This is a genomic window from Mycobacterium sp. DBP42 (assembly GCF_005924235.1).
GTDB classification, from domain to species: Bacteria; Actinomycetota; Actinomycetes; order Mycobacteriales; family Mycobacteriaceae; genus Mycobacterium; species Mycobacterium syngnathidarum.
Map to the genome: position 1 here is coordinate 76,957 of NZ_VCMY01000011.1, position 24,396 is coordinate 101,352.

The 24,396-nt window shown below is 66.6% G+C and carries 23 protein-coding genes; 4 read left to right on the forward strand and 19 right to left on the reverse strand.

The window, feature by feature from the left end:
- Nucleotides 1-5: 5 nt before the first annotated feature.
- Together E0T84_RS13590 and E0T84_RS13595 are read right to left on the reverse strand one after the other, a co-directional pair.
- Nucleotides 6-980 carry an alpha/beta hydrolase gene (locus E0T84_RS13590; RefSeq protein ID WP_249383637.1) on the reverse strand — a complete coding sequence of 325 codons (975 nt, stop codon included), beginning with the start codon at nucleotides 978-980 and terminating at the stop codon, nucleotides 6-8.
- A complete protein-coding gene (locus E0T84_RS13595) occupies nucleotides 977-2,623 on the reverse strand; it encodes an AMP-binding protein (protein WP_110765006.1) in 1,647 nt (548 codons plus the stop codon). The genes E0T84_RS13590 and E0T84_RS13595 overlap by 4 nt, the downstream gene beginning before the upstream one ends.
- A 148-nt stretch (nucleotides 2,624-2,771) precedes the next feature.
- Between E0T84_RS13595 and E0T84_RS13600 the strand changes: the two genes are divergently transcribed.
- A complete protein-coding gene (locus tag E0T84_RS13600) occupies nucleotides 2,772-4,211 on the forward strand; it encodes a wax ester/triacylglycerol synthase family O-acyltransferase (protein ID WP_070186526.1) in 1,440 nt (479 codons plus the stop codon).
- Here E0T84_RS13600 and E0T84_RS13605 read toward each other — a convergent pair.
- Nucleotides 4,158-5,174 (reverse strand): hypothetical protein, encoded by a 1,017-nt coding sequence (locus E0T84_RS13605; protein WP_138744699.1) that lies wholly within the window; start codon nucleotides 5,172-5,174, stop codon nucleotides 4,158-4,160. The genes E0T84_RS13600 and E0T84_RS13605 overlap by 54 nt on opposite strands.
- Nucleotides 5,175-5,248: 74 nt before the next feature.
- Between E0T84_RS13605 and E0T84_RS13610 the strand changes: the two genes are divergently transcribed.
- On the forward strand, nucleotides 5,249-6,346 hold the full coding sequence (locus E0T84_RS13610; RefSeq protein ID WP_070186524.1) for an acyl-CoA dehydrogenase family protein: 1,098 nt from the start codon (nucleotides 5,249-5,251) through the stop codon (nucleotides 6,344-6,346).
- Between the two features lie 9 nt (nucleotides 6,347-6,355).
- Here the strand turns inward: E0T84_RS13610 and E0T84_RS13615 are convergent, their stop codons facing one another.
- Nucleotides 6,356-7,156 carry an IclR family transcriptional regulator gene (locus E0T84_RS13615; protein WP_234998295.1) on the reverse strand — a complete coding sequence of 267 codons (801 nt, stop codon included), beginning with the start codon at nucleotides 7,154-7,156 and terminating at the stop codon, nucleotides 6,356-6,358.
- 206 nt (nucleotides 7,157-7,362) lie between these two features.
- Here E0T84_RS13615 and E0T84_RS13620 point away from each other — a divergent pair, with 206 nt between their 5' ends.
- Entirely contained in the window at nucleotides 7,363-8,445 is a 1,083-nt protein-coding gene (locus E0T84_RS13620) for a hydroxylase (protein ID WP_159437527.1), read from the forward strand.
- Nucleotides 8,446-8,450: 5 nt separating this feature from the next.
- On the opposite strand, the gene E0T84_RS13625 is transcribed toward E0T84_RS13620, so the two are convergent.
- Together E0T84_RS13625 and E0T84_RS13630 are read right to left on the reverse strand one after the other, a co-directional pair.
- On the reverse strand, nucleotides 8,451-9,215 hold the full coding sequence (locus E0T84_RS13625; protein ID WP_234998304.1) for an SDR family NAD(P)-dependent oxidoreductase: 765 nt from the start codon (nucleotides 9,213-9,215) through the stop codon (nucleotides 8,451-8,453).
- Between the two features lie 32 nt (nucleotides 9,216-9,247).
- A complete protein-coding gene (locus tag E0T84_RS13630) occupies nucleotides 9,248-10,024 on the reverse strand; it encodes a glucose 1-dehydrogenase (RefSeq protein ID WP_070186522.1) in 777 nt (258 codons plus the stop codon).
- Nucleotides 10,025-10,419: 395 nt separating this feature from the next.
- Here E0T84_RS13630 and E0T84_RS13635 point away from each other — a divergent pair, with 395 nt between their 5' ends.
- Nucleotides 10,420-12,066, forward strand: coding sequence for an NAD(P)/FAD-dependent oxidoreductase (locus tag E0T84_RS13635; protein ID WP_070186521.1), 1,647 nt, complete (start codon nucleotides 10,420-10,422; stop codon nucleotides 12,064-12,066).
- Here E0T84_RS13635 and E0T84_RS13640 read toward each other — a convergent pair.
- The 13 genes from E0T84_RS13640 to E0T84_RS13700 form a co-directional block, all read right to left on the reverse strand.
- Complete coding sequence (locus tag E0T84_RS13640; protein ID WP_070186520.1) at nucleotides 12,063-12,998, reverse strand: alpha/beta hydrolase; 936 nt, start codon at nucleotides 12,996-12,998, stop codon at nucleotides 12,063-12,065. The two genes, E0T84_RS13635 and E0T84_RS13640, sit on opposite strands and share 4 nt — an antisense overlap.
- 6 nt (nucleotides 12,999-13,004) lie before the next feature.
- On the reverse strand, nucleotides 13,005-13,505 hold the full coding sequence (locus tag E0T84_RS13645; RefSeq protein WP_070186565.1) for a CAP domain-containing protein: 501 nt from the start codon (nucleotides 13,503-13,505) through the stop codon (nucleotides 13,005-13,007).
- Between the two features lie 26 nt (nucleotides 13,506-13,531).
- A complete protein-coding gene (locus E0T84_RS13650) occupies nucleotides 13,532-13,873 on the reverse strand; it encodes a DUF732 domain-containing protein (protein ID WP_110765008.1) in 342 nt (113 codons plus the stop codon).
- Between the two features lie 103 nt (nucleotides 13,874-13,976).
- The gene (locus tag E0T84_RS13655) at nucleotides 13,977-14,606 is read right to left on the reverse strand and encodes a hypothetical protein (RefSeq protein WP_234998294.1); all 630 of its coding nucleotides are present in this window, start codon (nucleotides 14,604-14,606) and stop codon (nucleotides 13,977-13,979) included.
- Complete coding sequence (locus E0T84_RS13660) at nucleotides 14,603-15,250, reverse strand: hypothetical protein (RefSeq protein ID WP_083284179.1); 648 nt, start codon at nucleotides 15,248-15,250, stop codon at nucleotides 14,603-14,605. Before E0T84_RS13660 ends, E0T84_RS13655 begins: the two co-directional genes overlap by 4 nt.
- Nucleotides 15,214-16,665 carry an MCE family protein gene (locus E0T84_RS13665; protein WP_070186518.1) on the reverse strand — a complete coding sequence of 484 codons (1,452 nt, stop codon included), beginning with the start codon at nucleotides 16,663-16,665 and terminating at the stop codon, nucleotides 15,214-15,216. The genes E0T84_RS13660 and E0T84_RS13665 overlap by 37 nt, the downstream gene beginning before the upstream one ends.
- Nucleotide 16,666: 1 nt before the next feature.
- Nucleotides 16,667-17,797, reverse strand: a complete 1,131-nt coding sequence (locus tag E0T84_RS13670) for an MCE family protein (RefSeq protein ID WP_305801190.1) — start codon at nucleotides 17,795-17,797, stop codon at nucleotides 16,667-16,669.
- A gap of 5 nt (nucleotides 17,798-17,802) precedes the next feature.
- Entirely contained in the window at nucleotides 17,803-19,125 is a 1,323-nt protein-coding gene (locus E0T84_RS13675; protein WP_070186562.1) for an MCE family protein, read from the reverse strand.
- Nucleotides 19,122-20,411: an MCE family protein gene (locus tag E0T84_RS13680; protein WP_138744700.1), complete on the reverse strand. Its 1,290-nt coding sequence runs from the start codon at nucleotides 20,409-20,411 to the stop codon at nucleotides 19,122-19,124. Before E0T84_RS13680 ends, E0T84_RS13675 begins: the two co-directional genes overlap by 4 nt.
- Nucleotides 20,408-21,436 (reverse strand): MCE family protein, encoded by a 1,029-nt coding sequence (locus E0T84_RS13685; RefSeq protein ID WP_070187031.1) that lies wholly within the window; start codon nucleotides 21,434-21,436, stop codon nucleotides 20,408-20,410. The genes E0T84_RS13680 and E0T84_RS13685 overlap by 4 nt, the downstream gene beginning before the upstream one ends.
- 26 nt (nucleotides 21,437-21,462) lie before the next feature.
- Nucleotides 21,463-22,815 (reverse strand): MCE family protein, encoded by a 1,353-nt coding sequence (locus E0T84_RS13690; RefSeq protein WP_070187030.1) that lies wholly within the window; start codon nucleotides 22,813-22,815, stop codon nucleotides 21,463-21,465.
- 4 nt (nucleotides 22,816-22,819) lie between these two features.
- Nucleotides 22,820-23,674, reverse strand: coding sequence for an ABC transporter permease (locus E0T84_RS13695; protein WP_138744701.1), 855 nt, complete (start codon nucleotides 23,672-23,674; stop codon nucleotides 22,820-22,822).
- A complete protein-coding gene (locus E0T84_RS13700) occupies nucleotides 23,671-24,381 on the reverse strand; it encodes an ABC transporter permease (protein ID WP_171055020.1) in 711 nt (236 codons plus the stop codon). Before E0T84_RS13700 ends, E0T84_RS13695 begins: the two co-directional genes overlap by 4 nt.
- Nucleotides 24,382-24,396: the final 15 nt, after the last annotated feature.

The following is a 24,396-nucleotide window of genomic DNA, read 5'->3' on the forward strand; positions in this document are numbered from 1 at the left end:
GCCTTTCATTGATTTTGGGATGCAGTGGTGGAGTTCAGGGCGTCGCGCACGACGGCGCACACGTCTTCGGTGGCCTCTGCGGCAGCGGGGAGATGGTCGGCGAGGTTGAAGAATCCGTGGAAGCCGCGCTCGTAGCGCCGGACGCTGACGTTCGCGCCGCCGGCGGCGAGCCTGCGGGCGTACTCCTCGCCTTCCTCGCACAGCGGATCCAAGGCCCCGGTGAGCACGTGCCCATCCGGAAGTCCGGTCATGTCACCGAGAATCGGCGAGGCGGACACGTCGGCATGGGCGCCGCCGGCCCCGAGGTACTGCGCGGTGAACCACTGCATGTGCTCGGCGGTCAGCACCCCGCTGCGGGTGTGCGGGCTGGACAGCGATGACTTGCGGCGCTGGTCGACGACCGGGTAGATCAGCACTTGGAATGCGATCGGTGGGCCATTGCGGTCCCGTGCCGACATCGCGACAACTGCCGCCAGGTTGCCACCCGCGCTGTCGCCTGCGACCACGAGCCGGGCCGGGTCGCCACCGAACTCGCCGGCATGGTCGGCCACCCATTGCGTTGCCGCCCAGGCATCTTCGACCGCGGCGGGATACGGATGCTCGGGCGCCAGCCGATAGTCGACGGAAACCACTATTGCACCGATGCCGTTGGCGAGGCGGCGGCAGCACGAGTCATGTGAGTCCAGGTCGCACAGGACAAATCCGCCGCCGTGGAAATAGATCAGCACAGGCAGGCAGGTGTCGGCCTCGGTGTCCAGCGGGTGGTAGATCCGCACCGGAACCTCACCGGCGGGACCTGGGATGGCGCGGTTTTCGACCTTGGCCACTGCTACCGGCTGAGCCGGTCGGCGGCTGGCCTTGAGCCGGGCCCGGACCTCGGCCGCGGCGGCGATGGGGTCGAGGTCACTGGACAGGATCGGTGCGAACGCATCGCCCATCCGGCCGGCGACCTCGCGCTTCATCGACTCGTGATCGCTCACCGCGCACCCCCGGTCAGCTCGCCGCGCAGCACCTTGCCGGTGGCGTTGCGGGGCAGCTTGGTCAGGAACTCGACGTCGCGGGGGATCTTGTAGCGGGCCAGGTTGGCCCGTACGTAGTCCTTGATGTCGTCGGGGGCCAGGGTGGCTCCGTCGACCAGCACCACATAGGCGTTGAGCCGTTGGCCGAAATCGTTGTCGCTGACCCCGATCACGGCCACCTCGTCGACCTCGGGATGGCTGGTGATCAGGTTTTCGACCTCCAGCGGATAGACGTTCTCGCCGCCGCAGATCACCATGTCGTCGTCACGGCCGTCGATGTAGAGCCGGCCGGTCTCGTCGAAGTGGCCGACGTCGCCGCTGCTCTGCAATCCGTCGATGGACTCCTTGGTGCGGCCGTCGGTGTAGCCGGCGAAGCTCACGTCGCTGCCGGCGAAGACCCGGCCGATCACGCCCGGTTCGGTGATCTGTTTGCCCGCATCGTCGTAGAGGCGCACCACGCATCCGACCGGTGCCCGGCCCGCGGTCCGCGGATCGTGGAGCAGATCCTCGGGCATCGCCACGGTCATGACCGCGAGTTCGGTTGAGCCGTAGAGGTTGTAGAGCACCGGACCGAATTCGGCCAGGGTCCGCTCGACCAGGTCGGGTGGCATGGCCGAGCCGGAAACGAAGACGATCTTGAGTGACGAGGTGTCGTATTTGTCACGAACGTCCTTGGGCAGGGCGAGGATTCGCTGCAGCATGGTCGGTACGACCACCAGCACGTCGCAGCCGTGATTCTGGACCGAGCGCAGGGTTTCCTCGGGGTTGAACTTGCGTCGCAGCACCAGGCGGTTGCCCAGCGCCAGCGACAGCACCGCCTGGCCGAGTCCCGTGCCGTGGAACATCGGCGCGGCCAGCATGCAGGTCTGACCGCGGCGGCGCGGCACTCGGTCGAGCAGCTGTGCCGAGAACAGGGGAGAGGTCTTGCCGCGCGGGGCACCCTTGGGGGTGCCGGTGGTACCGCTGGTGAGCAGGGTCATGCCGCCGGGATTGGCCGGAGCGGCCATCGGCGCGGGGGAAGTGTGCGCGATCAGGCCTTCCAGCGAACCTTCGACATCAGCGGCTGAGCGTTCGTCGGTCCACGCCAGGAAGCGCCGTACACCGGGATCGATGGCACCGACCAGGTCGGCGAACTCCTCGTCGTAGATGAGCACGTTCACCTTTTCGCGGGCCGCGACATCGGCCAGCTGCGGCTTGGCGAAGCCCGTGTTCATCAGCAGCAGTTGGGCCCCGACCTTGCCGGCCGCGGCCAAGATGGTGACCAACCCGCGATGATCGCGGCACAGGGCGGCGATGACCGAACCCGCGCCGATTCCCCGCGAGTTCCAGGCCCTGGCCAGGGCATTGACCCGGTCGTTGAGCTGGACGAACGTCACGTCGCCCCATTCGTCGGTGATGGCGATGGCGTTGGGGTCACGGTTGGCGGCGCTTTCGATGACGGCGGCGAACCCCCCGAACTGGCGGACCAGCTTGGCCTGGCGGATGCCGTCGGCCGCTCCACCGGACAGGCCAGACTCGCGAAGCACGGCGATGCTGCGGGCGATCACCCGGAACCGATTGGCCGTGGCTACGAGGCTGGCAGGGCGCGGAATGGCTCGCTTCATGGCGCAAACCGTAGGGGCCGTCGAGCCTGCTGCGGACCGTTGAGTCTCGCTGATTGGGACAGCTTGTCTCTTGGGACACACGGTCGGATAAGAGTGATGACAGCCACAGACAGTGCCGTAACGGCGGTGAGGACAAGCGAGGTTGGAAATGCGGCGTTTGAAGGGCGAGGACAACAGCTTCCTGGCGTGGGAGAGCTCGGTGCAACCACAGCACACGATGAAGGCCGTCGTGCTCGATCCGAGCCAGATGTCCGAGCCACTCTCATTCGACCGGCTCAAGTCGGCCGTGCAGGGCTGGGTCGATCACATCGAGCCGTTGCAGTGGCAGCTGCTGTCCCCGCGGGTGGGCTTCGGCCGGCCGTGGTGGGTTTCGCGGCCACAGGTCGACATGCAGTACCACCTGCAGCGGACCACTGCGCCCGCGCCCGGTGGCGACGACGAGCTGGCCGCGACGATCGGTGAGATCTTCGAAGTCGGGCTGGACCGCGACCGTCCGGCCTGGCAGTTGTGGTTCGTCGAGGGGCTGGCTGACGGCCGCATCGCACTGGTTCTCAAGATTCACCACGCGGTCGCCGACGGCACCGCATCGCTGCGGCTGCTGGAAACCCTGTACAGCTCCGATCCGCAGACCCCGCTGCCGCAGCCACTCTCGTCACCGCTGCCGAACGAGCGACGCCCGGCACCATGGATCTGGTGGCCGCTGGTCCTGCGTCACCAGATCGCCGCACTGGCCCGATTCCCGAGCATCATCGCTCGCACCGTGGCGGTCACCAGGGTGATCCGACGCAGGCAGAAGGCCGGGAAGCCGGGGTACGCAGAAGCGTTCGCCGCGCCGGCCATGCCGTTCAACGAGCCGTTCTCGGCCCGCCGCCGATTCGCCTACCGCCGCTGCGATGTGACGGAGATCAGGCGTGTCTCAAAGGCTTTCGGCGTCACCGTCAACGATGTCTTCCTCACGATCTGCGGTGGCGCGCTGCGCGACTACCTGGCCGAGAACGGCAAGCTCGGCGACGAAAGCATGACCGCGGTGGTGCCGGTCTCGATGCGCCCGGCCGAGACCGAGGCCGAGTGGGGTAACAAGGTTGCCCGCTGGAACGTCGACCTCGCGACGCACATCGCCGATCCGGTGGAGCGGTTGACCGCGGTAGCCTCGGCGACCCGCACCGCGCGCGAGGTGCAGACTGAGCGCGACGCCTGGCTGCAGCACGACTGGATGGAGTATTGGCCGCTGTTCTGGCTGTACTCGCGGGTGTTGCCGATCCTTGGTGCGAAGATGAAGCGCCGCCCGATGTTCAGCCTGATCGCGTCGAACATGCGCGGGCCGCAGAGCACGCTGTATTGGGGCGGGGCCCCAATCGAGCAGCTCATCTCGTCGGGACCGATCGTGTTCCCGATGGGGCTGAACTTCACCGGCTGGAGCTACCGCGATCAGATGGCGATCTGTGTGCTCACCTGTGGTGACCAGGTGTCTGATCCGTACGGCATCGCCGACCGGGTACCGCGGGCACTGGCCGAGCTTGCGGCTCGGGCGGATTCAGCCGGCGGTGGGGTGCGCGACGCGTCGGATCGTCAATCGGTATCCGGCTAGCACGTCGAACCAGAGGCGGGCCACGGGATCCGTGGCATCGAGCGCGTGACGGTTGCCGCTGCTGAGAAGTTGGTCGGCGGCGTTGCGGGCGCGGGTCACGGCCTGGAATTGGGCGGTCGCCGCGGCGGGTCCATCGGTGCTCACAGACGTCAGAAGTTGAAGCCGTGCGGCGTCGATGTCCGATTCCGCCCTGGCCACCAGCACCGCCGACGATGTCAGCTCGGTGGTGTCCTCGCTTCCGTACGACGTGGCCAGCCGCTGCCGGACCTGGCCGACATGCGCCCGCCACACACCTGCGGCGGCACCGACCACGGCGGCGGCCTGCCCGGCACCGGCGAGGACCTCGTAGGGCGGCCGGGTCTTGCCGGAATCGGCAGTGTCACCCGAACCGTCGGCCGGGACCGGGAACACGTCCTGCGCGTCGACGAGCGCGCCGGAGGCCGTGACGTCGGCGATCCCGGCCGCATCCAGGCCACGCGGGCCGGTGCGGCGGTCGAGTCGCACCGCACCCCGGGGGACGAGCACGTGCCGGACCGAATCGCCGTCCAGGGCGTTCACCAGCAGCCAGTCCGCGAAAAGGGCGCCGGATACCGCCTGCCAGTGACCGGTCAATCGGAAGCTCCCGCGGTCGGCCGTCAGTACACCCGTGTGCTCCTCGCCGGTGGTGACCAGTGCACCGGCATCGGCGCCCCACACCCGCTCGGCGGCGCTGTCGCCCAGGCCCGCAACCAGGTGAGCCGCGGTGTTGACCGCCGCGGCCAACCACCCGCCCGACCCGTCGCGCTCGGCGAGCGCGGCCACCGCGGCGACGAAATCGACTGCCTCCGAGCTTGATCCGGTCACCGCACGCCCGCCGCAGCGGACCGGCTGCAACAACCGGAACGACGGATCGCTACGGACGGCAATCGATTCAGCAACCGAGACACCGGGATCGACGCCGGGTGCACCGGGCGGCTCGGCCATATGACCTCCTGAGAGGGGCGACGGATGGTATCCACGATGGTGACATACCCGACGGGCAGGATAGGGCGGCACTGATGACGCAGAATGTGCGCGCCGCGGTGCGCCAGGCACTGCCGGCGATCGCCGAAGCCGCCGCCGACGTCGACCGCGGCGGGGCCGTCGATCCCGCGGTGATCGCCGGCCTGCACGAGGCGGGTTTCTTTGCGATGCTGCAACCCAAGGCGTTCGGCGGCATCGAGGTAGACCCGGCCGAGTATCTCGCCGTCACCCGCGACCTTTCTGCGGCGTGTACCTCCACCGGCTGGCTGGCCGGGTGGTTGGGGGTCAACACCTGGCATCTGTCGTTGTTCGACGAGCGCGCCCAGCGCGACGTGTGGGGGCAGGATCGGCGGACCTTGCTCTGCGAGTCGTACGCCCCGACGGGCCGCCTCGAACGTGTCGGAGACGACTTCCGGTTGTCCGGCAGGTGGAGCCGGTGCACCGGCATCCTGCACTCGTCGTGGCTCATGGCCGCCGCGGTGCTGGTAGGTGAGGACGGTGCCGCCCAGGATTTCCTGGTGGCACTGGTGCCGCGGGCCGACTATGTCGTGGAATCGAGTTGGGACAGCGTGGGATTACGCGGTATCGGCGCGCACGACGTCGTCGTCTCCGGTGCGGTGGTACCGCGGTATCGCACGTTCGGCTGGGTCAGTGACGATCAGCTGGGCAGGCTGGCGCCGCTGTACCGACTGCCGCAACCGACGATGTACACCCACACCGGAACGGCTCCTCTGCTCGGTGCCGCCCAGAACATCCTTTCGGTATTGCGGCCGAAGGCCACCTCGTCGGCGGATCCGGTTGCCATGGCGTGCAGTGATCTTGAGTTGTCGATCGCCCAGATCGACCGCAATCTCGGCGATCTCATGGCATGCGCGGGCGCCGGGCAGGCCGCAGACACCGATCTGGTGCTGCGGTCGCGGCGCGACCAGGTGCTGGCCTCCGAACGTGCGGTCGCGGCGATCCGGACGTTCATCGCCCACTCGGACGGCCGCGACGCCGAGGACCTCCTGGTGGAACGGGTGTGGCGTGATGTCCAGACTGCGCAGACGCACGTCGCCAGCAACGTGGAACAGGTGCTGGCCCTGGTCGGCCGCCACTCGTTCGGCATGGAGGTCGACGAGATAGTTTGGTAGCCGCCGGATTCAGACCCAGGCGTCTGAGGTCAGCGTGCGCAACACACGGGACAACAGGTTGTCGGTTGCCTGCGCGTGAGCCGGGGAGGCCGAGGCGGTATCGCGTCCGGTGCCCAACTGCTCGGAGATATGCCGGGCGGCTCGGATCACGAACGGGGCAGTTCGCTGCAACCGGTGCAACGGCACCGCGCCCGTCAGGGACAGGCCCGCCACCTCGCCGTCGGTCGACCGCAGCGGGGCCGCCACGCTGGTCAGCCCGATCGCCAATTCCTCGTTGTCGTAGGCGAGGCCATGCCGGGACCGGATCCGGGCCAGTTCCCGGTGCAGGGTTTCCAGATCGCTGATGGTCGACCGGGTGGACCGGGTCAGTTTGGGTCCCAGCACGGCATCCACCTCCTCGGCCGGGAGTTGGGCCAGCATGGTCTTTCCGAGCGCGCTGGCATGCGCGGGCGAGTGCCCGGCGACGCGGGTGGGTACCACGGCGCTGTTACGGCCGGCCACCTTGTCGAGATAAACCACGTCGCCCCCGAAGAGCACCCCCAGGTGCACCACCAGTCCGGTGTCGGCATGCAGACGGGACAGGGTCGGCGATGCCACGCTGCGCAGTTGCGAGTGGTCGACCATCCTGGTCACGGGCAGCGGAGAGGCGGCCAGTGCGTAGCCGTCGGGGCGGTGTTGCAGGAGCCCGGCGCGGTGCAACTGTTTGAGAATCCGGTGTACCGAAGACCGGGGCAGACCCGTGCGTCCCGCGATCTGATCCAACCGTAGGTGTTTGCCGGGTTCGTCGAAGACATTGAGGATCAAGGCCACGCGATCCACCATCGACACAGCCGTGTCGCGTTGTTCGGCACTCGGTCGGGATGTCGCCTTGCTGGCGGATGTCGGCACCTGCGCCCCCTGGGACGTCGGACATTGAAGCACTCACGATCTCACTCAGCGGGATGCTGCCGCAACCACTTGGGCACGTGTCCGACCATGGTGGTCGGCACGCGATATGCGCGACAAGGGAGTTTTCGATGCGTGGTGTGGAGATGACCGGGGACGTTCTGGACGGCATCGACGAGAATGCCGAACGGCTGCAGGCGCTCGGACTCGTCAACGAGACGCTGGGCCGGCTCGACATCCGGACGGTCGACGCGCTGCGTGAGTCCGGGGTGATGCACATGTTGCAGCCTGCGGAGTTCGGCGGCATCGAGACTCATCCCGGCGACTTCGCCGAGGCTGTCCTGGAAATATCCCGCCTGGACGGGGCCGCGGGTTGGGTGGCCGGTTCGGTCGGCGTGCCGCCGTGGGCGTTGGCCTCGGCTGACCGGCGTCTGCGCGACGAGGTGTGGGAGGCCGACTCTGACGTCTGGATCGCGTCGGCGCACACGCCGGCCGGGGTGTTGCTGCCCGTCGACGGTGGCTACCGCCTCTCTGGCGAGTGGCGCTCGGTCGCGGCGATCGACCACTGCGAGTGGGTTGTCGTCGGTGCCCGCGTGGTCGGTACCGGCGACGCCGACGGACTCGGGTATTCGCTTGTGCCACGGGCTGATCTGCACATCATCGAGGAATCCGGTGATGCGATCGGGCTGATCGGCGCCGGAAGCAAGAGCATCACGATCGATGACGCGTTCATCCCGGGGCATCGGTTGCTCAACCACAACAGCATTGTCGACGGCACCGCCGCGGGGCACGCCGGGTTGCGCAATCCGATCTACCACATTCCGCTGAGTACCATTGCGCCGCTCGGGATCACGGCTGCGGTGATCGGGATGGCCGAAGGCGCACTGGCCCACCATGTCGAGGCGATCGGCGTCGAAGGTCCGGTCGAGGAACACGCCGCCGCCGAGATCAGGGCGTCGCGGCTGGCGTTGCTCGACACACTGACCGCATCGTTCAACCGGGTTCTGGACGGCCCGATCGACCCGGGTATGCGCGCGCGGGCGCGCCGCGACCAGATAGCCGCGGCGCGCCGCGCGGTGCGTGCGGTCGACGAGATCGTGTGCCAGTCGAGTGTCGAAGCGCTGCACCGGACGAGTCCGCTGCAGCGCTTCTGGCGGGATGCCCACGTCGGGTTTGCGATGGTGGTGGGCGAGTCGAAGACCGTGGCTCCCTAGGCCCCTCAGGCGTGGGTGCCGCCGTCGATACGGATCTCGGTGCCGCTGATGAAGGCGCCGTCGTCGGATACCAGCATCGCGATCACGCCCGCGACGGCGGACGGGTCACCCATGCCCGCGCCGCCGGAGCTCAGGTCGGTCGGCATGATGGGCGACAGCTTGGCGAACAACGACCAGTCGGCGTCGGAGGGAACGAGTCCCGGTGTGGCGTCGGTGATTCCGGACTTGATGCTGCCCGGCGCGACGCTGACCGCCCGCAGCCCCTGCTTGCCGTACTCCAGGGCCAGTGCATGGGTCATCGACTGGATGCCGCCCTTGCTCGCCGCGTAGGCCGCCATGTACGGATGAGCGAATGCGGCCGACGTGGAACTGAAGTTCACGATCGCGCTCCGCGGATTCTGCAGCAGCGCCGGCAGCGTCTCGCGGATCACCAAGAACGTTCCGGTGAGGTTCACCCCGATGATCTGGTTCCACTGCTGCAGGCTCATCTCGTGTGTGTGCACCGCGCGCAGCATGCCCGCGGCATTGACCACCGCATCGAGGCCGCCGAGTGTCTCGACCGAGTTTCGCACGCCGGCCACCACCGATGACTCGTCACCGATGTCCATCGTCACCGCGTTGAGCCGGTCTGCCGTGTCGGCCTGCCGGGCGTTCTGTTTTGTGGATTCCAGGCCCTCGACGGAGATGTCGGCGCCCATCACGACCGCCCCCTCGTCGAGCAGTCGCAGTGCGGTGGCCTGCCCGATGCCCGAACCCGCGCCGGTCACCAGGATCCGGCGCCCTTGCAGCCTATTGCTCACAATCACTGTCCCATCACGTATTTCACGGTCGGACCGGCCGTCCATCCGCCGTCGACGGCGATCTCGGAGCCGGTGACGTAGCTGGAGGCGCCGGACAGCAGGTAGCACACCGCACCCGCGATCTCGTCGGCCTCACCGACGCGGCCCATCGGGGTGTTGGGGTAGTTGCCCTCACCCTGTTGGATGCCGATCTGGGCGGTCATCGGCGTGTAGGTCATGCCGGGATGCACCGAGTTCACCCGGATGCGGTCCGGACCGAGTTCGACCGCGGCGATCTTGCTCAGCCCGCGCACACCCCATTTGGACGCGCCGTATCCGGCGGTCAGTGCCAGGCCCATCAGGCCGGCGGCCGAGGAGATGTTGACGATGGAACCTCCCCCTGTGGCGCGCATCGGTGCGATGGCCGCCTGAAGGCCGTTGAAGACGCCGACCAGGTTGATCTCGAGCACGGTGCGGAAGTGATCGAGCGGTTCGTGCTCGATGAACTGGCCGGTCGAGATGCCCGCGTTGTTCACCAGGCCGTTCAGCTTGCCGAATTCGGAGAGCGTCAGCTCGACAGCGGATTTCCACTGCGCCGCGTCGGTCACGTCGAGATGGACGTAGCGGGCGTTGTCACCCAGCTCGGCGGCCAGCGCCGCGCCGTCGTCGTCGAGCACGTCGGAGACCACCACTTTGCCGCCGCGCCTGACGATGTGCTGAGCGAACGACGCGCCGAGGCCGCGTGCGCCGCCGGTCACGATCGCTACGACGTCAGACAAGCTATCCGAATCTTCTTGCATCCCAACAACTTCCTTTCGAGGTGAAGCCGGGCTGGGGCCAGCGTCGATCCAGCCGCAGCGTTGCCGTGGTGTGACCGCAACGATAATCCCGGCGGCGGACGTTCGGGTGTGAGTCTCACTCAGCAGGATGTATCCGCCGCCGGGCGATCGCTTCAGCGGAACGGCTGTCGAGGAGCGGTCGCAGATATCCAGTTCGAATGGCCGGCTGGTGGTTAGGGTCGAGGCACGCCAGGTGCGGTCGACGCGACTCCGCCGCGCCGGGGGCGAAGGGCACGAATCGCTGCCGCGCCGCTCCGGACCGTCAGCCTCGTACCGGTGAGTGAGACACCCGGTGTTCGCTTCATGCGGTCGTTCGTAACGTGACGCACCGAACATTGAAGCGAAAGGCATCGACAGTGACAGCCCAGCAAGCTCCGTCAGGTACCGCCGGAAAAACCACCGCCACGGTGGACGTGGTTGTGGTGGGGGCCGGATTCGCCGGGCTATACGCATTGCATCGCATGCGGCAGCAAGGGCTTTCGGTGCGGGTGTTCGAGGCCGCCGCCGGGGTGGGCGGTGTCTGGTACTGGAACCGGTATCCCGGTGCCCGGTGCGACGTCGAGAGTGTCGACTACTCGTATTCGTTCGACTCCGATCTTGAGCAGGAGTGGAACTGGACCGAGAAGTACGCCACCCAGCCGGAGATCCTGGCCTACCTCAACCACGTCGCCGACCGGTTCGACCTGCGGCGCGACATATCGTTCGAGACTCGCGTGACCGATATGGTGCTGGACGAGAAGACGCTGCGCTGGCAGGTCCGCACCGACCGTGGCGACGCGGTGTCCGCACGCTTCTGCATCCTGGCGGTCGGCCCGCTGTCGAACGCGAACATCCCGGCGATAGAGGGCCTCGATTCGTTCGCGGGCGAGGTCTACCACACCGCGCACTGGCCGCACGAAGGCGTCGATTTCACGGGCAAGCGGGTAGGGGTGATCGGTACCGGGTCCTCTGGTATCCAGGCGATCCCCTGCATCGCCAAGGAAGCCGAACAACTCTTCGTCTTCCAGCGGACCCCGAACTACAGCGTGCCGGCCGGAAACATCCCGCTCGACGACGAGACGCGGGCCGCGCAGAAGGCGGGCTACGCCGAGCGGCGCAGGCTCTCGATGCTCAGCGGCGGCGGTTCACCGCACCAGCCGCATCCCAAGTCCGCCCTTGAGGTTTCGGCCGAGGAACTGCAACAGACCTACGAACGCCGCTGGGAACTGGGCGGCGTGTTGTTCTCCAAGGCCTTCCCGGACCAGTTGGTGACCCTCGAGGCCAACGACACCGCGCGACGGTTCTGGGAGCAGAAGGTGCGAGCCGTGATCGACGATCCCGCGGTCGCCGACGTGTTGATCCCGAAGGACCATCCGATCGGCGCAAAGCGAATCTGCACTGACGACAACTACTTTCAGACCTTCAACCGAGACAATGTTGCGTTGGTGAATCTGCGGGCCACGCCGATCGAGCGGATCGACCCTTCGGGTATCGACACCGCCGACGCGCACTACGACCTGGACGCACTCGTGCTGGCCACCGGGTTCGACGCGATGACCGGATCGGTCCAGAAGCTCAACATCGTGGGCCGTGCCGGCCGGACCCTGAACGAGGCGTGGGGTGAAGGTCCGGTGACGTACCTGGGTCTCGGTGTCCCGGGCTTTCCGAACCTGTTCAACATTGCAGGCCCCGGCGCCCCTTCGGTGCTGGCCAACATGGTGCTGCACTCCGAATTGCACTTGAACTGGGTGGCTGACGCGATCGCTTACCTCGATGCCCAGGGCGCGCCCGCGATCGAGGCACGCGAGGACTCCGCGGCCGAGTGGGTGGCCGAATGCACTCGACGTGCCGCTGCAACGCTCATGCCTCAGGCCAATTCGTGGTACCTCGGGGCGAACATCCCAGGCAAACCGCGGGTATTCATGCCGTTCGTCGGCGGTTTCGGCGTCTACGGCGAGATCATCGCCGACGTCGCAGCGGCCGGCTACAAGGGCTTCGACATTCACCAGGATCTGCCGGCCTAGCGGCCGAGCGCGCTGCGGATATCGGAGCACAGCTGACGTGTGGCCTTGCCGGCCAGCGTCAGCGACGGCATCGTCATGAACCCGTGGATGGCGCCGGCGTAGTCGCGGTACGCCACCGGCACCCCCTGGGCCACAAGTGCTTCGGCGTAAGCCGAGCCTTCGGAGTGCAGTGGGTCCAAACCCGCGGTGACCACCACTGCCGGTGGTAGCCCACCCAGCTTCGCCTGCAGTGGCGAGGCGTGGGGATGGCCGCGGTCGGCGACGTCCGGTACGTACTGATCCCAGTACCAGGCCATGGCGGCACGAGTGTTGTAGAACCCGGTCTCGAACCGGCGGTACGACTCGGTGCCGAAGTCCGCGGCGATCACCGGGTACAGCAATGCCTGGCAGGCGATCTGCGGACCGCCACGATCACGGGCCAGGATCGTGGTGACCGCGGCGAGGTTGCCGCCGGCGCTGTCGCCGGCGACGACGATCCTGGTCGCGTCACCGCCGAGGTCTCGTGCCGACGCCGCGGCCCAGCACAGTGCGGAGTAGATGTCCTCGGCCGCGGTGGGCCACCGGAACTCCGGTGCGAGCCGGTAGTCGACGGCGATCACCACCGCGCCGACCCCGTTGCTCATCGACCGGCACAGGTCGTCGTGGGTGTCCAGATCGCAGAAGACGAATCCACCGCCGTGCGCGAACACGACGATCGGCAGCGCTCTTCCGGAGTCCGGCAACGCCGATTCCGGTGCCGGCCGGTAGATCCGCACCGGGATGTCGCCGGGAATCACGCGGTTCTCGACCGCCCCGATGGGTTGCGGCCGCTCCGCGGGCCGGTACCGCGCCCGTACGGCAGCCCGCGCCTCGGCGCCGCTCATCGTCTCGACGGCGGGAAATCCGGTGTTCAGAGCCGGGAGCAGTGCTGCGATTTCGGGATCGACGTCCATATCGGCTTATCCGGCTTGCCCGTACACGGCGACCACCACGGTTCGGTCCAGGCTGTTCTCCGACCAGACCCCGATCTTGGTGTTGGCACAGTCCCGCATGATCGCCAGGTACGCGGGGTTGTGGAACCACCGGTTCATCAACTCGATTCCGCTCATCGCCATGGCGGGGTTGATCGCCACGGTCTCGGCGACTCGGCCGCCAAAGCCCGCTGCCTCGGCGCGGTCCTGGGGTGTGGAGCCGTCTGAGCCGATGTCCCCGTCGAGTTCGCGGTGGTTCAGTACATCGTTGGTGTGCCACTGGGCGGCCAGGCGCAGCTGCGGGTCGGCCTTGATGTCGACCGGGCAGCCGGCCTGGCGCCTGATGGTGAAGACGTTGGACTCCACACTCTTGTTGAACCGCTTGTTGTCCGCATGTACCACCGGTGCCATGGTGATCAATGCGGCGGGAACCAAACACGCCACGCTGTATTGGCTCACCCGGCGCTTCACCTTGTGCCACTTGGCCATATCGTCGTCCATTCGGTCAGTCCCGTTCAGTTGGGCCGTGCCCGGTAACCGACAGCCGAGTTGCGCAGCTGCCAGATCGCTGCCGGGCATAGTTCGTTGACGGCCTGATTGATCAGGTACCCGGCCTGATATTCGTCGGGGTTGCCGAAATCGTGCTTGACATCCTGCATGAGGTCGCCGTAGGGCAGCCCGGCGTTGACCTTGCCGCAGATGCCGCGCCCGTAGGCCAGGGCGTGGTCGGCGCCGGCGAAGTTGTAACCCGGTCGCACCGTGACGTTCACCAGGTAGGCCACTGCGTCGGCTCGCGCCGCGGGGGGCGCGAGGGCCAAGCCCAACGCCCCGGCCACCGCGCAGGAGGCCAATAGCAGGACGGGCGTTCGGCGTCCGCTGGAAACCGTTGTCACTTGTGGTGCTACCGCCTTTCGCTGACGCGGGTACCGGCCAGATCGTGAGTCCACGCAGGGTGACAGATCAGACCGGGTCGAATTCGGAGGTGAGCCAGCGGCCGTCGACTTGGTCGAGGGTCACCCGCACACTGGACGCCGTGCTGGTGGGTGGCTCGGCACCCATGATGATCGACTGGTTCACGTACACCAGCACCACGGCGTGATCGGGCGCGACGGACACCGGCGACGCGGCCGGAACGGTCGCCACCGCAGAGATCTGCTTCTGTCTCGCACCCGGGATCACCACGTCGTGGATCAGCGATGTGTAGGAGTCCCGGAATTCACCGGTGAGGTTGTCCTTCGCCGATTCAAGGTCCTGCGCCACGTTGTCGGCGCGATACGACAGCATTTTGATGGTGTTCTGTGTCGCTGCCTGGACCGATTCGACGCGTGCGGCATCTGTGCGCCGGTTCGAATCATCTTGGTACTTCAGATATGCCGCGCCCAGCGTCAGCGTCAGCGCGGCGCCGGGTAGCACGCCGAAGGCGACGAGCCGGCTCCAGGCGATGGGCCGCTTAGGCCACCGTCTGTCGGTTCCGGTTGTCCCGGGCCGATCTACGGCGGTCGCATCGTTGGTGGTGCCGGTCGTGTCGTGCTCAGTGATGTCGTCGTCGACAACAGCGAGATCTTGCGGGGTGACGTCGAGCTGGGTCACGGTACAAACTCCACATTCGATACTTTGGTTTCGTCGCCGACCTTCTGGACCCCGATCCGCATCCGCCACGCGCGCGGATCCTGCTCGGGTGCACCGGCATTGGAGGTTTTCACCGACACCGCGACGAGCACCTGGGCGCTGTCGGGCGTCTGTGATTCCAATCCCGCCTCGGTGATGGTGCCCTCCGAGGTGGACTGAGCCTTCTTGACGACCTCGACGAATGCGGGAGCCCGCTTCTGAAAGTCGTCGTGAAACCCGCCGGTTGCGGCGTCGAGGATGCGTTGCACATCGGCCTCGATCTCGGTGTGCTTGAGCGTCGTCAGATTCAGCGCCCCCTGCCGGCCGACCGACAGGAACAGCTCGCGCTGCTGGTCGGCCTGATGTGTTTCGTACGACCGGAACCCCAGCCAGCCCGACACACCTGTCAGCGCCACCACGGTGGCCGCGCCGGCGACCAGCGCGGTGCGCAGTCCGGATCGGGCACCGGGCGTGGCCGAAGCGTCAGGGGTGGCATCGGCCTTCGCGGATTTCCCGGCATCGGCTCGGTCCGGTTCGGTGCCTGGCGATTCGGTGTGCTCCGGTTCGGCTCCGTCGGGCCCGTGTTCGTTCAGTTCGCCGTGGGAGGCATCATCATCGACTGCCACGTCTGCTCCTTGTCTGCATTCTGACCCAGGTCTGCCTGGGTGTAGACCTTTCCGTCCGGCGCCACGTATGTGCCTGTGGCGGGGTCGTATTCGGCGACGGTGATCGGTGGGGGAGGCGCCGGTGCCTGTTGTGGTGGCGAGCCCGGCGGGAGCTGCGGGATATCCTGGCCGGACAGGGTGGCGTTCGGGTCGCCCTTCCAACTGAGCCCGTCGTTGAGCGGTACGTATTGCTCGTCGCTCTCACACATCTTCACGGTGGGAGCGCGCTTGCCGGGCACCGTCATACACGGAATGTTGCGTGCGCCACGCACATTGAACATGGAATCCTGTGGCACGCGGCAGTACAGATCGCCCGCCGGGCGGTCCGGGTAGTCCTCGAACGTCGCGACCCGCTGCTGCTGGGCGGGCAGGTATCCCGTGGTGCATGGCGGCGGCAAGTTGAAGTTGAGCTTGAAGCTCAGGTAGGCGCCGCGGTACGGAGAGTCGATGTTGCGGTTGGGTACACCGATCGCCTGCATGATGGCGGTGCCCTGTGGGAGCAGCACCAGCAGCTGTTCGATGGCGGGCTGATAGGTGACCGCCACCTTTCCGGTGCTGACCAGGTTCGCCAGTACCACCGGCAGGGTCGGTTGCAGGCGTTCGAACAGCGCCCGGGCCTCGCCGGCGGCGGGCGCGCCGTTCTTGAGTACTCCGGCCACGGCTTCGTCGTTGGCCTGCAGTTGTTTGGTGATCGTCGCGAGATTGGCGGCCCAGGCCTGGATCGAATCGCTGGTGTTCGACTGTGAATCCAGCACGGGTGCGCTCTGGTCCACCAGCGCCGTCAGCGGATCCAGGTTCTCGCGGGCGTCGATGGCCAGCGCCGTGGAACCTTTCACGAACCGCGAGATCTCCGGACCGAGACCACCGACCGCCGTGTAGCTTTCGTCGATCACGGTCTTGAGGTCGTCGTTCGGAATCGCCTTCAGACCCGCGTTCGTCGCATCGAGCAGGGTGTTGATGTCCGGCGGTATCGAGGTGCGGTCCGACGGAATCACGTCCCCGTCGCGCAGCGGCCGGGCATGGGCGTCGCGCGGCACCAGGGCAATGAACTGTTCGCCGACGGCGCTCTGACTGTGTACCTCGGCATCGAGGTCGGAAGGTATCGCGATGTCGGATTGCAGCGAGAGCACCGCCTCGACGCCGGAGTCGGTGAGGTTGACCGCCATCACCCGGCCCACCTCGGTACCGCGGTAGGTGACGTTGCCGCTCTTGTACAGACCACCGGTGTGCGGTAGTTCCATGCGGACCGTGTAGTGACCCGCATTGAACATCAGCCAGGGCAACCGCATGTAGCCGAACACCATGAGTGAACCGGCCACGATCGCGACCAGACCGAAGATCGCCAACTGGATCTTGATTCGTCTATTCAGATGCATGTCAGGGCCCCTGATCCAGGTGATATGGCACCACCAGCGGGTTGCCCGCGGTGTATGGGCTGGGCATCTGGCCGATGGTCCGGCCCCATTGCATTTCCAGCTCGGTGAGGTCGCCTTCCCAGCGAGTGCCGGTGAACAACGACGAGTCGAGGCGGCTCAGTGTCATGTCGATCACGGCCGTCAGGTTCGCGTAGTCGCCGCGAACCCACTTGTCCAACGTCTCTTTCGGCCACGGGAAGGTGGCCAGGAAACTCAGGGACCGGGTCAGCGCGGGACCGGCGTTGGCCAGCGATTCCAGCACCGGTCCCAGATCTGAGAACTCCTTGATCAGTGCTTCTTTGGACTCCTCGACCGCTCCGGCGGCGATGCTGCTGAACCGGCCGAGTCGATCGAGTACCTCGACGAGATTGTTGCGCTGGTCCTTCAGAACGGTCAGTGCTTCGGGGATCGTGGTCAGCGCACGGTCGAGAACCGGCTTCTGCGAGGCGAACTGGCTCATCATGTTGTTGAAGCCCTCGGTCGCCGCGATGATGTCGTCGGTCTGGTCGTTCGCAGACGCGATGAACGTGTCCAGTTGCTGTATCAGGCTGCGCAGATCGTGCTCCCGGCCGGCGAAGGCAGTGCTGAATGCCTTGGTGATCTCCTGGATCTGGCCGATACCGCCGCCGTTGAGCAGCATCGACGCCGCGGCCAGGGTCTGCTCGGTCGAGGGGTAGGCGCCGGCACTGGTCAGCGGGATCTGTGAGCCCTCGTGGAGCCGGCCCGCGGGCGCAGCGCCGTCCGGTGATGCGAGCTCGACATGCAGCGAGCCGAGCAGGCTGGTCTGGCCGATCTTGGCGGTCGTGTTGGCCGGTAGGTTCACGTCACCGTCTATGCGCATGGTCAGCAACGCATGCCAGCCCTGCCGCTCGATCTTGGTGACGTTGCCGACCGTGACGTCACCGACGCGTACCCGCGAATTCTGTTGAATATTCGTGACATCGGGCATCTGCGCGGTGATGGTGTATGCCCCGGGGCCCTGGCCGGCAGTGCCGGGTAGCGGTATCGAGTTCAGCCCCTTCCATCCGCAACCCGATGCCGAAGTGGCGACCGACAACGCGAGCACCGCAGCGGCGGTGCATCGCCGCCGGATCCGGTTCACGAGCCGGCTCCGGTCGGCGGCACCATCAGGCCGGACAGACCGGCGCCCGGGTCGGTGGACACGGCTTCGGCGGGCAGCGGGCCACCCGGCTGAGGTTGGGCGGGTTCGGTTGCGGCCCGCGGCGTTTCCGGAGCGCCCGCCGCGGGCACGTGATCAGGACGCATCCAGTCCTCGCTGTAGGTGATCTCGTTCGGCCTGGCCTGTGTGCCGACGATGGGGTTCATTCCGAACGGCAGGAAGTTGTACTGGCGGTTCTTGATGATCGGCGCCAGATACTGCACGCACAGCTTCGCCGACTGTTCTGCGCCCAGCCGCGACGCCGCCTGGATCGCACCGCACAGGAAACTCACCGGATTGTTGAAGTTGCTCACCGCGAGCATTCCCGTCAGTGCGTTCTGCGCCGGGTTGTAGATGTTGAGGAAGTTGGCCAGCGATGTCGGCGCGATGTGCAGAGTCTGCTTGATGTCGTCGAGGCTGTCGTTCAAAGCCTGACTCACCGAGGCCAGCTTGTCCGAGGTGGTGCCGAGGGTTTCGCGGTTCTCGGCCAGGAAGCCCTGCACGTCGGCCACCGCCACGTTGAGATCGCGCATGGAGTTCCCGATCTCGTCGGGGTCGTTGGCCAGTAGCGCCGTGACCCCCGCGAAGTTGCGGTTGAGCCGACTCATCAGGTCGGTGCTCGACTGCAACGCCGAAACCAGGGTGGCCAGGTTGCGCACCGATGAGAACAGATCTTCGCTGTGGTCGCCGAGTGCCGAGAACGCCTGCGACATCTTGATCAGCGTGTCGCGGACATTGCCGCCCTCGCCGCGCAGATTGTCCGCGCCGGTACTGACCAGCTCGCCCAACGTGCTGAGCCCGCCGGGCCCGGTGGGTTTGAGACTTTCGGTGAGTTTCTCCAGCTGTACGCGAAAGTCGTCCCACTCCACCGGAACCGCGGTGCGCTCCTGCGGGATCACGGCATTGTCCGCCAGCACCGGACCACCGGTGTAGGCCGGGGTGAGCTGTATGGCGCGGGAGGTCACCAGCGACGGTGACAGGATCGCGGCGTTGGCGTCGGCAGGCACCCGGTACTTGGCAGCGTAGGAGAAACTGACCTTGACCCGGTGGGGCTCGGCCTCGATCTTGTCGATCGTGCCGACCGGCACCCCGAGGATCCGCACCTCGTCGCCGACGAACATGCCGTTGGTGTTGTCGAAGTAGCCGACCACGTGGATCTGGTTCAGGCTCGGCGAAATCCTCAGCACCGCAACAGCACCAGCGATCAGGCAGCCCACCAGCAGCGCACTGAGCGCGATCCGCATCCGTGCTGAAGCGGTCATCGTCCGGCCTCCGGTAGTGGGTCGCTGACGTGCACGCCGGACGGCGTCGGCACAGATTCCAGGCCCGGCGGCGCCGGGGCGGGTGGGCCCGGTGGCGGGCCGCCCGGCGGCGGTGCGGGCAGTGGTTCGCGGTATGGGTACCGGGGGTCGCCAGGATTGCCGGTGATCGCGTCGGGAAGCGTCAGATGGGGCTCGCCGCCCTGGCCGGTTCGCGGGAACGGCACCGGCATCGCCGGGATTCCGGGCTGGCCGGTCGGGGGATCGGTGAGCTCGGAGGGCGGCAGCACGTTCGGGTCGAGGCCGAGATCGGAGAACGCCGCATCGATGAATGGCTGCAGGAACTGTCCGGGCAGCAGATTGGACACGTAAGCCTTGAAAAACGGCCCGGACGACACCGATTCGCCCAGGGACATCGCGTACGCGTTCAGCAGCTTGATGGACTTCTGTACCCGGTCCTTGCGGTTGTCCACGATCGCCAGCACGCCGTTGACCTTGTCCAGTGCCGGCTTGAGCTGAGTGCGATTCTCCGCGACGAACGCCGAGAGCTGTTGGGACAGCGACGAGATGTTGGTGGCGATCTGGTCGAGGGCAGCGCTCTGGCCCTGCAGCTCGGCCAGCAGGGCGTTGCTGTTCGCGATCAGGCCCACCACCTGATCGCTACGTTCGGCCAGCACGGCGGTCGACTTCTTCGCGTTGTCGAGCAGGGTGCGCAGGCTCTCGTCGCGGCGATTGAGCGTATCGGAGAACCGCGCAACGCCTTTGAGGGTCGCGCTGAGCGCCGGAGGGGTGTCGTGGAAGGTCTCCGACAGCGTTGACAACGCGTCGGAGACCTTGGTGGTGTCGAGTCCACTGATGGTGGCCGACAGGTCGCCGAGGGCGTCGGGCAGCTGATAGGGGGAGATGGTCCGATCCAGCGGGATGGTGTCGCGCAACCGGCCGTCGCCGCGCGGGGTCACCTCCAGGACCTTTGTGCCCAACAGACTTTTCGTCTTGATCGCCGCCTCGGAGCGGTCGCCGAGGCGGATGTCGTCGGCCACCTGGAAGGAAACCAGAACCCGGGCCCCGTCGAGTTCGATCCCGGACACCTCACCGACCTGGACACCTGACACCTGCACCGCTGCGCCCGACGCCAGTCCGCCCGCTTCGGCGAAGTATGCCGAGTAGCTCTCACCGGCGGACAGGAATGGCAACTTGTCATACTGCATCGCGCCGATGACCAGGCCCGCGGTCGTGGCGATGCCGGCTGCGCCGATCACCAGGGGGTTGCGCTCGCTGAAAGTCTTCATTTGGGTGTGCACCGTCCCGAGGACTGGCCGGCCATCTTCACGTAAACCGGTTGGCCACCTTTACCGTTCAGCTTCAGCACGATGTCGCAGAGGTAGAAGCTGAAGTAGTCGCCGTAGATGCCCTGGCGCCCCAGCATCTGGAACGTGTCGGGCAGGGTGTTGAGGAAGTTGTCGAGATATTCGTGATCGGCGACCACGATTCCGGCGGCGCGGTCGGCCTCTCGCACCGTCTTGCCGAACGGCGCGCGAGAGCGGGCCAACAGGTCGGTGATCGAACCCGTCGCGTCGTCGATGTTGTGGACCGCGCTGCCGACGTCGGTCTTGCGTTCAGCCAGAGCGGCGACAAGTTGCGACAGGGAGTCCACGGCCTCCGAGAACTGCCCGCTCTGCTCGCCCAGCGAACCGAGCACGGTGTTCAGATTCGTGATCACCTCGCCGATCAACTGATCGCGGTCGGCCAAAGTGCTTGTCAGCGCAGCGGTCTGGGTGAGAAACGAGCCGACGGTGCCGCCCTGGCCCTGTAGTGCGCTGATCAACTGCCCACTCAGCGCGTTGACCTGCTCGGGGTCCAAAGCGCGAAACAGCGGGCGGAAGCCGCCGATCAGGGCGTCCAGGTCGAGCGCCGGCTGGGTCTGGTCGACGGGGATTGTGTCGCCCGGCTCGAGTCGGGTCACGTCACCGGCGCCCTCCTCGAGCGCCAGAAAGCGCCCGCCGATCAGGTTGTCGTAGCGCACCGAGGCGCGGGTGCCTTCGGTCAGCACCACGGTGTCGTCCGCGGAGAACTCCACGGTGACCAGGTTGTCGTCCCGGACGGTCAGCTTCTTGACCTTGCCGACCTCCACTCCGGCGATCCGTACGAAGTTGCCGTTCGCCAACCCGGTGGCATTGGTGAACAGTGCGTTGTAGGTCTTCTCGTCCTGGAATCGCAGCTGGGCGAACACCGCCAGCAGTGCCACCAGTCCGAGCACACACACGGTCACGAAGATGACCAGGCGCCAGACGGCGCCTGACAGGTTGTCTTTCACGAACGTGGTCCTCTGCTGTCGCGGTTCTACGGAGCGGGTGGGGGTTCAGGTGCCGGGGCCGGTGGTACGCCCGGATACAGGGGTGCGCCGTCCGGTCCGTACTGCGGTGCGCCGTAGGGCGGCGCGTCCGGGTGGGGGACCGGGCCGATCGCGGGCGGGCCGATGCCGAGCACGCCGGGAGGTTCAGGTGCGGCGCGGGTCACCGGGAAGTAGTTGATCCACCAGGGATGCCCGATACCCGGATTGGGCCGCATGTCCAGGCCGGTGCCCCAGCCGGTGTCGGTGACCAGATAGCGCACCGGGAAGTTCTTGTCGACGATCGGTAGCGATCCGCAACCGGGCTTACCGCCGGGCCCGCCCTTGGCATTGACGATCGGCAGATTGTCCGGGTAGCGGTACTGATCGGAGCCGAGCAGCAGGCCGGTGTCCAGGATTGTGGAGCGACCGTCGATGCCACCGGCCCCGTCGTAGCCGCCATTGTCCAGATACCACTTGGCGCCCACCAGCATGCAGGTGTACTCGGGGTTGTACTTGTGCAGCAGGGTGGTGGTCGGTTCCAGTGTGTTGATCCCGTCGACAAAGTTCTGCCTGTTGGGTTCGAGCAGCGCCGTCCCTGACTTCGAGAGCCCGATCGTGTTGAGCAGCAATGCATCCAGCGCGTCGGGGTGGCTGCTGATCGTGGCGCTGGAGGTACTCACCGCATCCAGGGTGGAGACGATGTCGGCGGCGGCTGCGCCGTAGGTGTCGGAGAACGCCTGGAGCGACTGCCAGTCCGTGCGTAGCGTCTCGTTGCGTGGGTTGAGCTCGGCCAGCACGGTATTCGCGTCGGTAGTGGCCTGACCGATCCGCTCGCCCTGGCCCCGCACGCCGTCGGCCAGGGCCGTCAGGACCGCGTTGAGTTTGGCCGGGTCGATCTGGTGGAGCAGGTCGACGAGGTTGCCGAAGACGGTGTTCACCTCGGTGGTGACGTTGCGTGATCGCAGTACGGCGCCGGCGGCCAGCCGCGACGAGCTGGGCTGGTCCGGGTAGACGAGATCGACGTACTTGGCGCCGAACACGCTGGTGGCCCTGATCTGCGCCTCGACGTTGGACGGGATGAACTTGATCTGGTCGGGCTCGATTTGCAGGCGCAGGCTCACCTGATCGGTGGAACTGCTGATCCGTTCGACCCGCCCGACCTGGACACCACGCATCTTGACCTTGCCGCCGCTCTCCATCACCAGGCCGGCGCGGTCGGACGTGACCGTCACGGGGACATAGGTCCGGAACGATCCGGAGAACAGGGACATGGTCACGAAGATCATCGCGACGATCGCGGCGATCAGGATTGCGGTCCACCACGCGGGGTGAAGGCGATATTCGCCAGGTCTGTTCTGCATGCCGCTACCCGGACAGGTTGAAGTTGCCGGACTGGCCGTAGATGGCCAGAGAGACGAACAAGGTCACGAACACGGCTGAGACCAGGGAGGTGCGGACCGCCCGGCCGACGGCCTCACCGACGCCTGCGGGACCGCCGCTCGCGGTGAATCCGTAGTAGGTGTGCACCAGCATCACCACGATCGCCATCGTGATGGCCTGGAAGAACGACCAGATGAGGTCGGTCGGGTTCAGGAATGTGTTGAAGTAATGGTCGTAAACTCCGGTCGACTGGCCGTAGACGGCGGTGGTCCCGATGCGTGCGGCAGCGAAAGAGGCAAGGACCGCAACGCAATACAGCGGAATCACCACGACCACGCCGGCTACCACACGGGTGGAGGCCAGGTACGTCACCGATCGGATACCCATCACCTCGAGGGCGTCGATCTCTTCGGCGATCCGCATTGCGCCCAGCTGGGCGGTGGCGCCGGCGCCGATCGTGGCCGCTAGGCCGATACCCGCGTTGAGCGGTGCGATGAGGCGCACGTTCAGGTAGGCGGAGGTGAATCCGGTCAGGGCTTCGACACCGATACCGGCCAGGGAGTTGTATCCCTGCACGGCGATCAGCGCACCGCCGGACAGGGTGAGGAACCCGACCACCACCACGGTGCCACCGATTACCGCGAGAGCACCTGTGCCCAGGCTCATCTGGGCGATCAGCCGTACCATCTCGAGCTTGTAGTGGACGAACGCCTCGCCGATGGACGCGATGGTCTTGGCGTAGAACTGCGACTGTCGGCCGACCTTGTTCCACTCGTCGACCCAAGATGAGACTGTGCGGCGAACACGCGGGAAGGGGATTTTTGCGACCGGGTTGCTCATGCGGTGGCCTTCACTCCGACGGCCGTCGCGATGACGTTGATCACGAACAGCGCGATGAAGGAGAACACGACCGTCTCGTTGACCGCGTTGCCGACGCCGGCGGGTCCGCCGTCAACGGAAATGCCCTTGTAGCAAGCGATCAGGCTTGCCGCGATGCCGAATATCGCCGACTTGATCAACGAGATCAGCACCTCGGGCAAGCCGACCAGCAGCGTCAGACCCGCGGCGAACGCGCCCGGGGTCACGTGCTGGATGAACACCGAGAACACGAAACCGCCTGCCAGGCCGACGATCGTGACCAAGCCCGACAGTAGGAAGGCCACCACGGTGGCCGCGAGTACCCGCGGCACCACGAGGGCCTGCACCGGGTTGATACCGAGTACCCGCAGCGCGTCGAGTTCTTCGCGGATGGTGCGTGCGCCCAGGTCGGCGCACATGGCGGTGGCGCCGGCGCCGGCCACGACGAGCACCGTGACGATCGGGCCGATCTGGGTGACGGCGCCCAGTGCGGCGCCGGTGCCGGAAAAGTCGGCCGCACCGAACTCGACCAGCAGGATGTTGAGCGTGAAGGTGGTGAGCACCGTGAACGGGATGGACAGCATCAACGTCGGCACGATCGACACGCGGGCGACAAACCACGTCTGCAGCAGGAATTCCCGCCAAGCGAACGGTGGCTGGAACATGAGCACGAACGTGTCCAGGGCCATCGCATAAAAGCCGCC

Excerpts from the sequence above, each read along its gene's own strand:
- E0T84_RS13595 (WP_110765006.1), bottom strand. The coding sequence starts at position 2,623 with ATGAAGCGAGCCATTCCGCGCCCTGCCAGCCTCGTAGCCACGGCCAAT.
- E0T84_RS13600 (WP_070186526.1), top strand. The coding sequence starts at position 2,772 with ATGCGGCGTTTGAAGGGCGAGGACAACAGCTTCCTGGCGTGGGAGAGC.
- E0T84_RS13605 (WP_138744699.1), bottom strand. The coding sequence starts at position 5,174 with ATGGCCGAGCCGCCCGGTGCACCCGGCGTCGATCCCGGTGTCTCGGTT.
- E0T84_RS13610 (WP_070186524.1), top strand. The coding sequence starts at position 5,249 with ATGACGCAGAATGTGCGCGCCGCGGTGCGCCAGGCACTGCCGGCGATC.
- E0T84_RS13620 (WP_159437527.1), top strand. The coding sequence starts at position 7,363 with ATGCGTGGTGTGGAGATGACCGGGGACGTTCTGGACGGCATCGACGAG.
- E0T84_RS13630 (WP_070186522.1), bottom strand. The coding sequence starts at position 10,024 with ATGCAAGAAGATTCGGATAGCTTGTCTGACGTCGTAGCGATCGTGACC.
- E0T84_RS13640 (WP_070186520.1), bottom strand. The coding sequence starts at position 12,998 with ATGGACGTCGATCCCGAAATCGCAGCACTGCTCCCGGCTCTGAACACC.
- E0T84_RS13645 (WP_070186565.1), bottom strand. The coding sequence starts at position 13,505 with ATGGCCAAGTGGCACAAGGTGAAGCGCCGGGTGAGCCAATACAGCGTG.
- E0T84_RS13665 (WP_070186518.1), bottom strand. The coding sequence starts at position 16,665 with ATGCATCTGAATAGACGAATCAAGATCCAGTTGGCGATCTTCGGTCTG.
- E0T84_RS13675 (WP_070186562.1), bottom strand. The coding sequence starts at position 19,125 with ATGACCGCTTCAGCACGGATGCGGATCGCGCTCAGTGCGCTGCTGGTG.
- E0T84_RS13680 (WP_138744700.1), bottom strand. The coding sequence starts at position 20,411 with ATGAAGACTTTCAGCGAGCGCAACCCCCTGGTGATCGGCGCAGCCGGC.
- E0T84_RS13690 (WP_070187030.1), bottom strand. The coding sequence starts at position 22,815 with ATGCAGAACAGACCTGGCGAATATCGCCTTCACCCCGCGTGGTGGACC.
- E0T84_RS13695 (WP_138744701.1), bottom strand. The coding sequence starts at position 23,674 with ATGAGCAACCCGGTCGCAAAAATCCCCTTCCCGCGTGTTCGCCGCACA.
- E0T84_RS13700 (WP_171055020.1), bottom strand. The coding sequence starts at position 24,381 with ATGGCCCTGGACACGTTCGTGCTCATGTTCCAGCCACCGTTCGCTTGG.